Below are 12,833 nucleotides of genomic sequence, written 5' to 3'. Positions count from 1 at the left end.
GTCGGACACCGCGCTGAACTTCATCATGGTGATCGGCGCCATTACCGCGCTGTTCATGGGCTTCCTGGGCATCATCCAGAACGACATCAAGCGCGTGGTGGCTTACTCGACCCTGTCGCAGCTGGGCTACATGACCGTGGCGCTGGGCGCATCCGCTTACTCGGCGGCCGTGTTCCACCTGATGACCCACGCCTTCTTCAAGGCGCTGCTGTTCCTGGGCGCTGGCTCCGTGATCATCGGCATGCACCACRACCAGGACATCCGCAATATGGGCGGCCTGTCCAAGTACATGAAGATCACCTGGATCACTTCTCTGTTGGGTTCCCTGGCGCTGATCGGTACGCCGTTCTTCGCTGGTTTCTATTCCAAGGATTCGATCATCGAAGCCGTGATGCTGAGCGAACTGCCGGCCGCCGGTTTCGCCAAGTTTGCCGTGCTGGCAGGCGTGTTCGTGACCGCGTTCTACTCCTTCCGTATGTACTTCCTGGTGTTCCATGGCAAGGAGCGCTTCGGCAAGGAACACCACCATGCACATGATTCGCACCACGCTGATGAATCCGACGAAGATCCTGGCCATCACCACGGCCTGGCGCCGGGCGAGAAGCCGCACGAGTCGCCATGGGTCGTGACCCTGCCGCTGATTCTGCTGGCTATCCCGTCCGTGATCATCGGCTACCTGACCATCGGCCCGATGCTGTACGGCGACTTCTTCAAGGGCGTGATCTTCATCGGTGAAAACCACCATGCGATGCACGAACTGGCGGAAGAGTTCCACGGTCCGCTGCAGATGGCGATCCATTCCCTGACTTCGCTGCCACTGTGGCTGGCGATTGCAGGCGTGGCTTCGGCTTACTACTGCTACATGATCAATCCGAAAGTACCGGAAGCGTTCTACAAGACGCTCAAGCCGCTGTACACGCTGCTGGACAACAAGTACTACATGGACAAGTTCAACGAAGCCTTCTTTGCCCGCGGCGCACGCCTGCTGGGCGAGGGCCTGTGGAACGTGGGCGACCGTACCCTGATCGACGGCCTGGTAGTGAATGGTTCCGCCAAAGTGGTGGGCTGGTTCTCCGCGCTGACCCGCGTGCTGCAGACCGGCTACATCTATCACTACGCCTTCGTGATGATTATCGGTATCCTGGGCTTCCTGGTGTACTTCCTGCCGTTTTGGCATGCTTAACAGCTGACGCAAAGAGATAACAAATGCAGTCAACGATTAATAATCTACCTCCTTACCTCAGCCTGTCGATCTGGCTGCCGGTACTGTTCGGCATGATCATCCTGGCGATCGGCCGCGATTCGCGCGCCGGCCTGGTGCGCGTGCTGGCACTGATCGGCTCCGTGATCTCGCTGCTGCCGACCATCCCGCTGTTCACGCAGTTTGATAAAGCGGCCCATGGCCTGCAGTTCGTCGAGAAATCGGCCTGGATCGAGCGCTTCAACATCTTCTATACCCTGGGCATTGACGGCCTGTCGATGTGGTTCATTCCGCTGACGGCCTTCATCACCGTGATCGTCGTGATCTCGGCCTGGGAAGTGATTACCGAGCGCGTGGCCCAGTACATGGGTGCTTTCCTGATCCTGTCCGGCCTGATGATCGGCGTGTTCGCCGCCATGGACGGCCTGCTGTTCTACTTCTTCTTTGAAGCGACCCTGATCCCGATGTACATCATCATCGGTGTGTGGGGTGGTTCGAACCGCATCTACGCAGCCTTCAAGTTCTTCCTCTACACCTTCTTCGGCTCGCTGCTGACGCTGGTTGCCCTGATTTACCTGTACAACAAGTCCGGTAGCTGGGACATCCTGGCATGGCACAAACTGCCGCTGAACATGGCGGAGCAGGTCGCTATCTTCTTCGCCTTCTTCATGGCCTTCGCCGTGAAGGTGCCGATGTTCCCGGTCCACACCTGGCTGCCGGACGTCCACGTGGAAGCGCCGACCGGCGGTTCCGCCGTGCTGGCTGCCATCATGCTGAAGCTGGGTGCTTACGGCTTCCTGCGTTTCTCGCTGCCGATCGTGCCGGATGCATCGCACTACCTGGCGCCGATGGTGATCGTGCTGTCCCTGATCGCCGTGATCTACGTCGGCCTGGTGGCCATGGTGCAGAAGGACATGAAGAAACTGGTGGCGTATTCGTCCATCGCCCACATGGGCTTCGTGACCCTGGGCTTCTTCATGTTCAACGACATGTCGATGCAGGGCGGTATCATGCAGATGGTGTCGCACGGCTTCGTGTCCGGCGCAATGTTCCTGTGTATCGGTGTGATGTACGACCGCATGCACTCGCGCCAGATCGCCGACTACGGTGGCGTCGTGAACAAGATGCCTAAGTTCGCAGCCCTGTTCATCCTGTTCTCGATGGCCAACTGCGGCCTGCCAGCCACCTCCGGCTTCGTGGGCGAGTTCATGGTCATCCTGGGCGCGGTGCAGTTCAACTTTGTGACCGGCATCCTGGCCGCTACCGCCCTGATCCTGGGCGCGGCGTACTCGCTGTGGATGGCTAAGCGCGTGATCTTCGGCGCCATCACCAACCCGCACGTGGCTGAAATGGACGACCTGAACAAGCGTGAATTCCTGATGCTGGGCATCCTGGCCATCGCCACGCTGTACATGGGCCTGTACCCGGCGCCGTTCACCGATGTGATGCAAGTATCCGTGGCCGATCTGCTGGCGCACGCCGCGCAGAGCAAGCTGGCTGTCATCGCAGCCCACTGATTGCAAATAGGACCAAGTTTTCATGAATAACACTAACCTGATCCCGCTCTACGCAGAAGTCTTTCTGCTGATCGCTACGTCGGCGATCCTGCTGATCGATATGTTCCTGGACGAGAGCAAGCGGGGCATCACTTACGTTCTCTCGCTGCTGACGTTGGTAGGCTGCGCCGCGTTCTCCTTCGCTGACTTCAGCGCAGGCACCACGGTCTACGCCTTCCACAATATGTTCATCAACGACCCGATGGGCAACCTGCTCAAGCTGTTCTCCTACCTGGCAGTGGGTGTGACCCTGGTGTATTCGCGCCAGTATTCGCACGACCGCGGCATGCTGGGCGGCACCCTGGGCGGCGAGTTCTACGTGCTGGCACTGTTCTCCATGCTGGGCCAGATGGTCATGATCTCGGCCAACAGCTTCCTGTCCGTGTACCTGGGCCTGGAACTGATGTCGCTGTCGCTATACGCGCTAGTGGCCCTGCGCCGCGATAACGCCCGCGCTACCGAAGCTGCGATGAAATACTTCATCCTGGGCGCGCTGGCTTCCGGCTTCCTGCTGTACGGTATGTCCATGCTGTACGGCGCTACCGGCACGCTGGAAATCACCGAAGTGGCCAAGAAACTGGGCTCCGGCACCGTGAACCCGACCATCCTGGTATTCGGCATCGTGTTCCTGGTGGCTGGCCTGGCCTTCAAACTGGGCGCCGTTCCATTCCATATGTGGGTACCTGACGTATACCAGGGTTCGCCGACCGGCGTGACCCTGCTGCTGGGTGGCGCGCCGAAGCTGGCGACCTTCGCCATCTGCGTGCGCCTGCTGGTGGAAGGCATGCTGCCAATGGCTATCGACTGGCAGCAGATGCTGATGATCCTGGCCGTGCTGTCGCTGGCCATCGGTAACCTGACCGCGATCGCACAGACCAATCTGAAGCGCATGCTGGCTTACTCCACCATCGCTCAGATGGGCTTCGTGCTGCTCGGCCTGATGGCCGGCGTGGTCGGCCAGTCCGCCAACAACGCAGCCGCTGCTTACAGCGCCGCCATGTACTACTCGATCACCTACGTGATGACCACGGTCGGCACCTTCGGTCTGATCATGGTGCTGGCACGCCAGGGCTTCGAAGCGGAAGAGCTGGAAGACTTCAAGGGCCTGTCCAAGCGCAGCCCGGCTTACGCTCTGCTGATGACCGTGCTGATGTTCTCGCTGGCCGGTGTGCCGCCGATGATGGGCTTTGCCGCCAAGTTCGCCGTGCTGCAATCCGTGCTGGCCACCGGCCAGGTGTGGCTGACCGTGTTCGCCGTGATGTTCTCGCTGGTGGGTGCGTTCTACTACATCCGCGTGGTGAAGACCATGTGGTTTGACGAGCCTTCGGACACTTCGCCAATCGTCGTCCACGGCGACAAGGCACTGGTGCTGGGCCTGAACGGCCTGGCAGTGGTGGTGCTGGGTGTGATCCCAGGTCCGCTGCTGAACGCCTGCATGTCCGCCATGGCCAAGACCCTGGCATCGTAATGGATGTAAATGCTTCAAGCTGGCTGGTCATCCTGCTCGCAGTGGTGGCCGCCAACCTGCCTTTCGTGAACGACAAGGTATTCGCCTTCATCCCGGTGTCCCGCAAGCTGTTTGTGGTGCGCCTGGGTGAACTGGCGGTGTACTACGTGATTGTCGGCGCCRTCGGCATGGCTCTCGAATCCCGCATCGGCACCGGCTTCCCGCAAACGTGGGAGTTCTACTGGATTGGTGCCTTCGTTTTCCTCGTCCTGGCTTTCCCTGGCTTCGTGGTACGCTACCTGCGTAAACGCCACTAAACCGTAAAATCTGGTGGCTGCCACATCGTGGCAGCCACTTGTTTTGGGCCTGTGGTTTTAATATTGGAGGCAGCTTGGACAAGCATCTCAAAGAAACAAAGATCGACGGTAAGCTGGCCTATGACGGCGGCTTCCTGAAAGTCCATCGCGACACGGTCAAACTGCCGGACGGTAAAGCCGCCGCGCGCGAATACATCAAACACCCCGGCGCCATCGTCGTGCTGCCCGTTCTCGACAACGGCCACGTTCTGCTGGAGCGCCAATACCGCTATCCGCTGGACCGCGTGTTCATCGAACTCCCGGCCGGCAAACTCGATCCGGGCGAAGACCCGCTGGCCTGCGCCATCCGCGAGCTGGAAGAAGAAACCGGCTACACCGCCAACGACTGGCAATTCGTCGGCACCATCCACAACGCCATCGCGTATTCCGACGAACACCTGGACATCTACCTGGCGCGCGGCCTGACCGCAGGCGAAGCCAAGCTGGATGACGGCGAGTTCATCGAAACCATCACCGCCAGCGTGGACGATATGCTGGAGTGGGTCCGCACCGGCAAGATCACCGACGTGAAAACCATCATCGGCGCCTTCTGGCTGGACAAGCTGCGCACCGGACGCTGGAAGCTGGACTGAGATCATGGGCGCCTGGCGCTGCCTGCTGCTGGCGATGCTGCTCGCATGCGGCAGCGTGGTGCAGGCCGCCGAGCGCACGGCGTTCCAGGTCCGCTGCGAAGACACCATCAGCAAGACCGTTTCCGTGCTGTCCGCGCGCCAGAACGGCTATTCGGTCAACACCCAGCTGTCGTACAAGGCGCTGACGCGCATGAAGGGTGGCATGCTGCCTCCCAATGGCTTCGTACTGGGATTGACCAAGACCGAATCGCGCGTGCAGATTGGCGTCGACGGCCCGATGCTGCAGGACCCGGCCAGCGGCTACGAATGCGTGGCGCCGCAGATCAAGGTGGAGCTGACCTATGCGCCGGTGCGCATCTATATCGGCAATGAATTCCCGGCGGGGACTTGCGGCTATGAGGTGATCCTGGCGCACGAGATGCGGCATATGCAGACTTATATGGACCAGCTGCCCAAGGTGGAGAAGATTGTGCGCGACGCGCTGGCCAAGCGCTTCGAAGCCAAGCCGCTGTATGCGCCGGCCGGCACCGCGCGCTCGGCGCTGACGCATGAAATCGACAGCGGCTGGATGCCTTTCATCAAAGCCGAAATGGGCAAGGTGGAGCTGCTGCAGGCACAGATCGATTCGCCCGCCGAGTATGCGCGCCTGAGCAAGGCCTGCAACGGCGAGATACAGAACATTTTGAAAAAAACGCGCCGCCCCGGCGGCCGCATCAACTGAGCATGACGAAAACCCATCGCTATATTGCCCTGATCCCCGCAGCCGGCGTCGGCGCGCGCATGGCGGCCGCGTCGCCGAAACAGTATCTGCCGCTGCTCGGCAAGCCAATGCTGCAGCACACGCTCGAAGCGTTTGCCGCCAGCGAGCTGGTAGCGCACACCTATGTGGTGGTCAGTGCCGACGACGGCTACATCGACAGCCTTCAGCTGCCGGGCAGCGTAACCGTATTGCGCTGCGGCGGCGCGACCCGCATGGACTCGATCCTGAACGGCTTGCGGGCGCTGGCGGGCAAGCTGCATGACGACGACATGGTGCTGGTGCATGACGCGGCGCGTCCCGGCCTGACGCCGGCGCTGATCCGCAAACTGATCGAAGAGGTGGACGGCAATCCGGCCGGCGGCCTGCTCGCGTTGCCTGTGGTCGACACGGTGAAGACCACGCGCGGCGGCGCAACGCAGACCACACCGCGCGACGGCCTGTGGCTGGCGCAGACGCCGCAGATGTTCAGCTACGCCTTGCTGCTGCGCGCACTGGGCTCGGCGCCTGATCCAACCGCCATCACCGACGACGCCAGCGCCGTTGAAATGCTCGGCTTCTCGCCGCAGCTGGTCGAAGGCCATCCACGCAACCTGAAGGTCACGCTGCCTTCGGATATCCGCATCGCTGAAATGTATTTGAAGGAAGCACAATGACTGCACTGCCATTCCGCATCGGCCAGGGTTACGACAGCCACCGCCTGGTTGAAGGCCGTAAGCTGATTCTGGGCGGCGTCGAGATTCCGCACGAGCGCGGCCTGCTGGGCCACTCCGATGCGGACGCGCTGCTGCACGCCATCACCGACGCCATTCTCGGCGCCGCGGCCCTGGGCGACATCGGCAGACACTTCCCCGACACCGCCGAAGAGTTCCGCGGCGCCGATTCCCGCGTGCTGCTGCGCGAAGCGGCCAAGCGCGTGCGCGCCACCGGCTACGACATCGGCAATATCGACTGCACCATCATCGCCCAGCGCCCCAAGATGGCGCCGCACATCGCATCGATGGCCGCCAACATCGCCGCCGATCTCGGCGTTCCGGTCGGCCACGTGAACGTGAAAGCCAAAACCAACGAAAAACTGGGCTACCTCGGCCGCGAAGAAGGCATCAACGCCGAGGCCGTCGCTTTGCTGGTGCTCAGAACCTGACGCCACAGCAGGTGGCAGGCACGCCGTGCCTGCCACCAGGTTTCCGCCGTGGGTTTTAAATAGAGAAGATCAGGCAAGTGGTAGTGGCGTGGGCATAGAGTTTGCCGGTGGCGTCGGTGATGCGGCCTTCGGCGATAGCGACCTGTTTACCGGCCTGGATGACTTTTCCCTCCGCGCGCACGGGGCCGGTCCTGTCCGTCATCGCGCGCACATAGTTAATCTTCAGTTCCAGCGTAGTGAAGCCGCTGCCGGCGGGCAGGGTGCTGTGCACTGCGCAGCCGACGGCGGAATCGAGCAGGGTGGCCGCGTAGCCGCCGTGTACCGCGCCGCTCGGGTTGTAGTGCTGCTTGCCGGGCGTGCCCTGGAAGACGATGCGGCCATGTTCCACTTCGATCGGCACAAAGCCCATCAACTCCGCAATCGGTGGCGGAGGCAGTTCGCCGTCGCCAATCTTTTGCAGGAATTCCAATCCGCTATGGCCGCGCAATTGTTCGCGCTCGGCGACGCCTGCCGGCGCCACTTTCAGGCGCCTGGCCGCTTCATCGTCCATCCAGGTTTGCAGTGTGTTTTCCATCGCGTGCTCCATAATTACGTGTAACTACACTATACTACAGGCATGGATACCCCTTGCACCTGCTTTGCTCTGCGGCGGCTGACGCGCACCGTGTCGCGCCTGTACGACCAGCACCTTGCCGCGACCGGCATCAAGGCCACGCAATTTGCACTGCTGCGCGCCGTGCAGCACGAAGCTCGGCCGATCACCCAACTGGCGGATTTGCTTGGCCTGGAACGGACTACGCTGACGCGCAATCTGCGTCCGCTGCAGGACGCCGGCCTGCTGGTGCAATCGGCAGGCAGGGACGCGCGGCAGCGCCTCATCTCGATTACTCCTGAAGGCAAAGACAAGGTGCGCGAAGCAAAGGCTGCCTGGCGCAAGGCCCAGTCGGCAGTGCAGCAAGCGTTGGGCGACGGCCCCACGCGCGCACTGCACGAGGACATCGCCCTCGCCATGGCCCGTATCTCCCCACTGTTGACAGAAGAGCAGTGATACCATGTCGCCATGCGCGACATCTATGCCTACCGCGACGTAGCGGTTGAATCCTTTATCGACCACGACGGCCAGGTGCGCGTGCGTCCCCTCAACGATCAGGCCTACAGCTCCGAACTGCGCGTGCAGTGCCCGCGCGCGCTGCGCGAGGACTATCCGGTCGGTACGCAATTCCTCGTCTCCGCCAAGCTCACCGACCGCATGGGCGGCGAGCAGTATCTCTACGTCTACCACGGCGATCCCTTCAAGGTGCTGTCGCAGCAGCAGGCCGGCACCTTCCTGGCTGACCGCCGCCGCATCCGCATCTGACCAGGAGCTTGTCCATGCTTCGTGTGCTTGCCATCACCCTCGCCATCGCGCTGCCCGCCGCCGCGCAAACGCCGGATGAAGATATGCCTTCCATGGGCGATCTGATTTCGCTCGCGTTCCCGAAATGGAGCGACGATACGGAAGGCCACTTGCAGACGATCGCGCAGACAAAGCTCATCCAGAACTGGAGCTATGGCACGCCGCCAAAGGCCAAGCAGCGCAAGGTGCTGGTCGAGCCGGTACTTGTGCTGCGTGCCGCGCCGGGACGCTTCGTACTGCTGGCGACCTTGCTGCCGGCGAGCGATGACGGCGGGGGTATGCTGAATCATTCAACGCCAGCCGGACTGGCTGCGTACACGTTCACCACCAGCGCTACCGGCTGGAAGCTGCTGAAGCGGCAGGAACCTTTCGACCTGCGCGGTTTTGAGGGCGAGGCGCATCTGGAGCCGGTGCGGCTATCAGCGACGACGCAAGGCATCGTGGCCGAATATGGCAGCTGCTGGCAAGGCAATTGCGGGCGCTGGGTGTCGGTGTATGAAGTGGGCAAGGATGGCGTGAAGCCGGCCGCCATTGCGGACCTGCCGGTGGCGGCGGATAACGTCTATGCACGTCCCGACTGTGTGAAGCGCCTGCGGCCGGAGCTGCCCGGCTTGCGCGCCGGTGACCCTGCTGCGGCAAACGATCAAGTGACGCCGGGCGAATGCTTCAAGATTGATGGGCGCTGGAGCATTGAAGAATCCGAGGCAACGCCAGGTGCCTTCATTGTCGACTTCAGTGGAGCCACCAGCGCGCCGGTGGGCGCAGAGGCGAACGGTGCGCCGCGCCGCATCGGCCAGCGCTTGCGCTATCAGTGGCGTGGCACCAAATACGAATATGGTTCCGGAACGAATCCGGTGCCAAAAATCTGACAAGGAGACTGCATGATCAAGATTCGCGAAATCGACCATATTGTTTTGCGTGTTGTGGATGCGGACAAGATGATCCGCTTTTATACCGAAGTCCTCGGTTGCACCATTGAGCGCCGTCAGGACGAGATCGGCCTGATTCAGCTGCGCGCCGGCAGTTCGCTGGTGGACCTGGTGCCGGTCGATAAAAAACTGGGCAAGATGGGCGGCGCTGCGCCGGGCAAGGAAGGCCGCAATATGGACCACTTCTGTTTCCGCGTGGAGCCATTCGATGAAGCCGCCATCAAGGCGCATCTGGCGCAGCACGATGTGCAGCACGGTCCGGTTGAGTCGCGTTACGGCGCGGAAGGGGAGGGGCCGTCGATTTACATCAACGACCCTGAGGGCAATACGGTGGAACTGAAAGGGCCACCTTACGCAAGCTAAAACCCAGGGCGTGAAGCAGGTGGCAGGCACGATGTGCCTGCCACCAGGTTTGCGCCGTGGGTTTTATTCGTCGTCGTTGTTATCGTCGTCGTCTTTGACGGAACGTTTGCGGTCGGCGTCGGCTTCGGCCTTCAGCTTGGCCGCATTGCCCATGAATTCATCCACACTGTGATCAGGGCTCTGGCGCAGCGACGGCGGCAGCATCACCGACATATACAGCTCGTCCGACAAACGGCCCGTGCTTTGCAGATTGCTCATCAGGACCACGCCCGACCCCAGTGCCATCATCACGCCCACCGTGCGCGGGAAAGCGCCTCTGCGATGCGGTCGGATGGTGCCCACGTGGTAGTAGATCATCACGCACAGGATCAATATCGCCACGTGATTGCCGTAGCGCGTGAACACCTCCGCCGACCACGCGTAYGCGAGCACGCTGCTGACAGCCTTCCACGCACCGAGGGCGATCAGGCCGGAGCCGAGAATGAAGAGGTGGCGTCCCAGCCGCGCATGGCCGCCGAACAGGCGGTTGGCCAGCGCCCAGATACCGCTCCACACCAGGCCGGCGCCCAGTCCGCTGGCGATAATCAGCAAATAGCKGATGGCCTGGAAGTTGCCCGCATCGGACAGCRCTTCCTCCACGCCGGTGAACATCCCAATCAACGCCAGGCCCGCCAGTGCAGGAATGCCGCCTTCCCACGCATGCATGGTGGTGTCCGCGACTTCCGCTTCGACCGGGAAGTCGGCGCCGCGAATGCGCAGGCGCGTATGGCCAAGGCGTACCACGGTCGTGCCATCGATCGGCAAAGTCTGATGACGCTTGCCGTGAACCACAATGCCATTCTGCGTGCCCAGATCGCGGATGCGCATGCCGCCATCCTCCGCCAGTTCCACCACCGCGTGCTGGGCCGCAGTGTGCGCGTCATCGAGGATGAAATCATTGCCGTAGCTGCGTCCCAGCGTGATCGGCAGATCGTTCACCCGGTGCCGGTGCAGCACGTCGCCATTGCGGGCAAGGGTCTCGATGAAATAGGGCGGCTTCATTTCTTGCCTCCGCGCGCCAGCGACTGCAGGAAGGCGCGCGAGGCACGCATGCCGTTTTCATAGGACACGCCGCGGGCGTCCATCCGGCTTTGCAGGTTCATGAGGCCATCGTCCGTGCTGCCGATCAGCAGGGAGAAATCGTACAGGCCTTCAAACTTGCGGTAAGCCTTCACGCACAGCACGGCGCGCATGGGCAAGGTGTCGTTCTTGATGAATTGTTCGGTACAGGTCGGGCCGGTCAGGCGGCTGTCCTTGTAGCCGCCGAAGCTCTCGTTCTTGAACGAGGCCGACGACAACTGCGAGAAACGCAGGGCATCGAGGCCGGTGCTGCGCATGTACTGGTGCTGGATCGCCACCTGGCCCGTTTGCAGCGAGCCGGAAACGAAGATGGCTGTCTCCATCGAGCAGTTGGTGACGTCCACCGAGAATGGCTTGTCGCCCTTGACGTTGGAGCGCCCCCAGCAGCGCATCTGTTCGGACTCGCGCACCGGCACCTCGTAAGGCCCCATAGCCTTCAGGGTCAGCGGCGTCGCCAGCAATTGATCGATCATCGCCTTCTGGTGCGCCAGCAGTTGCTGGGCCACAATGGCGGTAAAGTCCTTGGGTGGCTTGGCGTCCGGCTTGACCTTCTGCAGCAGCTCCTGCGCGAAGCGGATCGGCACCAGGAAACTCACCAGCTCACCGTCCAGCCGCTTGGACACGTTCACGCCTGCCACTTCGCCATCGGCCGTCACGCTTGGCCCGCCGCTCATGCCGGCGTTGATCGGGCCGGTGAACAGCAGCTGATCGTAGAAGCTGCGCGTGATCACGCCGTTGTACGAGCCTTCCGAAATCGCGAAACCCAGGTCGAGCGGATTGCCGAGGGAGTACAGATACTGGCCCTGCGTCAGGCGAACCTGCTTCTCCGGCACATTGAAGACGCCCGTGCCGTAGCGGTTCACGCGCACCACCGCCAGGTCGTGCAGCACATCCACTGCCAGCAGTTCGATATTGCCGCGCTGGCCCGCTGTATCGACCCACTCGCCGGTGTAAGTGTCCGGATCGAGGGCGAATTGCGAAACCACGTGGTAGTTGGTCAGCACCAGATTCGAGGTGCCCACCAGGAAGCCGGAACCAACCGAGGACTGCGTGCGGCCGCTTTTCAGCAGCGAACGTACCTGCAGCAGATCGGCCTTGGCGGCGGAGTAGAGTTTTTGCGCTGCGCTGGAAGGTGGCGGCAGCGGCGCTGCATCGTCACCGCCGGTTTGCGGTTGTTGCTGGCGTGGTGGCTGCYGCGRCAGGCCGGGGAGGGTTGGCGGGGCGGCCAGTGCGCTGGCACAGCCCCAGGTCAAAGTCAGAGATAGTGCCAGCTTAGTGAATTTCATGCACTCAGAGTTCGCCGTCTTCCGCCGCGGGCGGAGTAGTTGGATTCATCATATGGCCAAGCTTCAGTGCCTTGGTGTCGAGGTAGCGCTGGTTGAAGGCATTGCGGTTCACCAGCAGCGGTACACGCTCGACCACTTCGACACCCAGGTTGCCCATGGCTGCGATCTTACGCGGATTATTCGTCATCAGGCGAAGACTTTTTACACCGAACTGTTTCAGCATCGGTTCGACCAGTGCGTAATTGCGCTGGTCCGGCTTGAAGCCCAGTTGTTCGTTGGCCTGTACGGTATCGAGGCCTGCTTCCTGCAGGCGATATGCGCGCATCTTGTTCAGCAGGCCGATGCCGCGGCCTTCCTGGCGCAGATACAGCAGCACTCCGCGGCCTTCATCGGCGATGCGCTTCAGCGCACCTTCCAGCTGCGCGCCGCAATCGCAGCGCTGCGAGAACAGCACGTCGCCGGTCAGGCATTCGGAATGGACGCGCGCCAGCACCGGCTCGCCGTTGCCGATATCGCCCAGCACCATGGCCAGATGCTCTTTGCCCGTTGCATGCTCCACGAACGCATGCAGCGTGAACTGGGCCCACGGCGTAGGCAGCGCGCAAGAGGTCACATAGGCATGCTCCACGAACGCATGCAGCGTGAACTGGGCCCACGGCGTAGGCAGCGCGCAAGAGGTCACATAG

The 12,833-nt window shown here is 61.9% G+C and carries 16 protein-coding genes; 12 read left to right on the top strand and 4 right to left on the bottom strand.

Annotated elements, in window-relative coordinates:
- The 8 genes from AB4Z11_RS07870 to ispF all read left to right on the top strand — a co-directional run.
- Positions 1-1,183, top strand: a 1,183-nt coding sequence (locus tag AB4Z11_RS07870) for a proton-conducting transporter transmembrane domain-containing protein (protein ID WP_442024126.1), incomplete at its 5' end; no start/stop codon positions are given.
- Positions 1,184-1,206: 23 nt separating this feature from the next.
- Entirely contained in the window at positions 1,207-2,718 is a 1,512-nt protein-coding gene (locus AB4Z11_RS07865) for an NADH-quinone oxidoreductase subunit M (RefSeq protein WP_442024124.1), read from the top strand.
- Positions 2,719-2,740: 22 nt separating this feature from the next.
- Positions 2,741-4,225 (top strand): NADH-quinone oxidoreductase subunit NuoN, encoded by a 1,485-nt coding sequence (nuoN, locus tag AB4Z11_RS07860; protein WP_442024122.1) that lies wholly within the window; start codon positions 2,741-2,743, stop codon positions 4,223-4,225.
- Positions 4,225-4,521 carry a DUF2818 family protein gene (locus AB4Z11_RS07855; protein ID WP_442024120.1) on the top strand — a complete coding sequence of 99 codons (297 nt, stop codon included), beginning with the start codon at positions 4,225-4,227 and terminating at the stop codon, positions 4,519-4,521. Before nuoN ends, AB4Z11_RS07855 begins: the two co-directional genes overlap by 1 nt.
- A gap of 74 nt (positions 4,522-4,595) precedes the next feature.
- On the top strand, positions 4,596-5,153 hold the full coding sequence (locus tag AB4Z11_RS07850; RefSeq protein WP_442024118.1) for an NUDIX domain-containing protein: 558 nt from the start codon (positions 4,596-4,598) through the stop codon (positions 5,151-5,153).
- 4 nt (positions 5,154-5,157) lie between these two features.
- Positions 5,158-5,874: a hypothetical protein gene (locus AB4Z11_RS07845; protein WP_442024116.1), complete on the top strand. Its 717-nt coding sequence runs from the start codon at positions 5,158-5,160 to the stop codon at positions 5,872-5,874.
- Positions 5,875-5,876: 2 nt separating this feature from the next.
- Positions 5,877-6,566, top strand: coding sequence for a 2-C-methyl-D-erythritol 4-phosphate cytidylyltransferase (gene ispD, locus AB4Z11_RS07840; RefSeq protein WP_442024114.1), 690 nt, complete (start codon positions 5,877-5,879; stop codon positions 6,564-6,566).
- Positions 6,563-7,054: a 2-C-methyl-D-erythritol 2,4-cyclodiphosphate synthase gene (gene ispF, locus AB4Z11_RS07835; RefSeq protein WP_442024112.1), complete on the top strand. Its 492-nt coding sequence runs from the start codon at positions 6,563-6,565 to the stop codon at positions 7,052-7,054. Before ispD ends, ispF begins: the two co-directional genes overlap by 4 nt.
- 55 nt (positions 7,055-7,109) lie before the next feature.
- Here ispF and AB4Z11_RS07830 read toward each other — a convergent pair whose 3' ends face one another.
- On the bottom strand, positions 7,110-7,628 hold the full coding sequence (locus AB4Z11_RS07830; protein WP_442024110.1) for a PaaI family thioesterase: 519 nt from the start codon (positions 7,626-7,628) through the stop codon (positions 7,110-7,112).
- Between the two features lie 42 nt (positions 7,629-7,670).
- On the opposite strand from AB4Z11_RS07830, the gene AB4Z11_RS07825 reads away from it, so the two are divergent.
- Genes AB4Z11_RS07825 through AB4Z11_RS07810 form a run of 4 tightly spaced genes read left to right on the top strand, consistent with a single transcriptional unit; the run spans position 7,671 to position 9,742 of the window.
- Positions 7,671-8,102, top strand: coding sequence for a MarR family winged helix-turn-helix transcriptional regulator (locus AB4Z11_RS07825; protein ID WP_442024108.1), 432 nt, complete (start codon positions 7,671-7,673; stop codon positions 8,100-8,102).
- A 12-nt stretch (positions 8,103-8,114) separates the two neighbouring features.
- Positions 8,115-8,411 carry a hypothetical protein gene (locus AB4Z11_RS07820; RefSeq protein WP_442024106.1) on the top strand — a complete coding sequence of 99 codons (297 nt, stop codon included), beginning with the start codon at positions 8,115-8,117 and terminating at the stop codon, positions 8,409-8,411.
- 14 nt (positions 8,412-8,425) lie between these two features.
- Complete coding sequence (locus AB4Z11_RS07815) at positions 8,426-9,319, top strand: hypothetical protein (RefSeq protein ID WP_442024104.1); 894 nt, start codon at positions 8,426-8,428, stop codon at positions 9,317-9,319.
- 12 nt (positions 9,320-9,331) lie between these two features.
- Entirely contained in the window at positions 9,332-9,742 is a 411-nt protein-coding gene (locus AB4Z11_RS07810; protein ID WP_442024102.1) for a VOC family protein, read from the top strand.
- Between the two features lie 63 nt (positions 9,743-9,805).
- Here the strand turns inward: AB4Z11_RS07810 and AB4Z11_RS07805 are convergent, their stop codons facing one another.
- The 3 genes from AB4Z11_RS07805 to ribA are packed head-to-tail and all read right to left on the bottom strand — an operon-like array spanning position 9,806 to position 12,787.
- The gene (locus AB4Z11_RS07805; RefSeq protein ID WP_442024100.1) at positions 9,806-10,783 is read right to left on the bottom strand and encodes an FHA domain-containing protein; all 978 of its coding nucleotides are present in this window, start codon (positions 10,781-10,783) and stop codon (positions 9,806-9,808) included.
- On the bottom strand, positions 10,780-12,147 hold the full coding sequence (locus AB4Z11_RS07800) for a S1 family peptidase (RefSeq protein ID WP_442024098.1): 1,368 nt from the start codon (positions 12,145-12,147) through the stop codon (positions 10,780-10,782). The genes AB4Z11_RS07805 and AB4Z11_RS07800 overlap by 4 nt, the downstream gene beginning before the upstream one ends.
- A 4-nt stretch (positions 12,148-12,151) precedes the next feature.
- A complete protein-coding gene (gene ribA / locus AB4Z11_RS07795; RefSeq protein WP_442024128.1) occupies positions 12,152-12,787 on the bottom strand; it encodes a GTP cyclohydrolase II in 636 nt (211 codons plus the stop codon).
- Positions 12,788-12,833: the final 46 nt, after the last annotated feature.

It is taken from the genome of Pseudoduganella sp. RAF53_2, assembly GCF_052113985.1.
Taxonomy (GTDB): domain Bacteria; phylum Pseudomonadota; class Gammaproteobacteria; order Burkholderiales; family Burkholderiaceae_D; genus Rugamonas.
Note: the sequence above shows the minus strand (reverse complement) of the source record. Positions and strands in the feature narration are given on the sequence as shown.

Coding starts and splice junctions, on each gene's coding strand:
- AB4Z11_RS07820 (WP_442024106.1), top strand. CDS start 8,115: ATGCGCGACATCTATGCCTACCGCGACGTAGCGGTTGAATCCTTTATC.
- AB4Z11_RS07865 (WP_442024124.1), top strand. CDS start 1,207: ATGCAGTCAACGATTAATAATCTACCTCCTTACCTCAGCCTGTCGATC.
- AB4Z11_RS07815 (WP_442024104.1), top strand. CDS start 8,426: ATGCTTCGTGTGCTTGCCATCACCCTCGCCATCGCGCTGCCCGCCGCC.
- nuoN (WP_442024122.1), top strand. CDS start 2,741: ATGAATAACACTAACCTGATCCCGCTCTACGCAGAAGTCTTTCTGCTG.
- AB4Z11_RS07830 (WP_442024110.1), bottom strand. CDS start 7,628: ATGGAAAACACACTGCAAACCTGGATGGACGATGAAGCGGCCAGGCGC.
- AB4Z11_RS07810 (WP_442024102.1), top strand. CDS start 9,332: ATGATCAAGATTCGCGAAATCGACCATATTGTTTTGCGTGTTGTGGAT.
- AB4Z11_RS07825 (WP_442024108.1), top strand. CDS start 7,671: ATGGATACCCCTTGCACCTGCTTTGCTCTGCGGCGGCTGACGCGCACC.
- ispF (WP_442024112.1), top strand. CDS start 6,563: ATGACTGCACTGCCATTCCGCATCGGCCAGGGTTACGACAGCCACCGC.
- AB4Z11_RS07845 (WP_442024116.1), top strand. CDS start 5,158: ATGGGCGCCTGGCGCTGCCTGCTGCTGGCGATGCTGCTCGCATGCGGC.
- ispD (WP_442024114.1), top strand. CDS start 5,877: ATGACGAAAACCCATCGCTATATTGCCCTGATCCCCGCAGCCGGCGTC.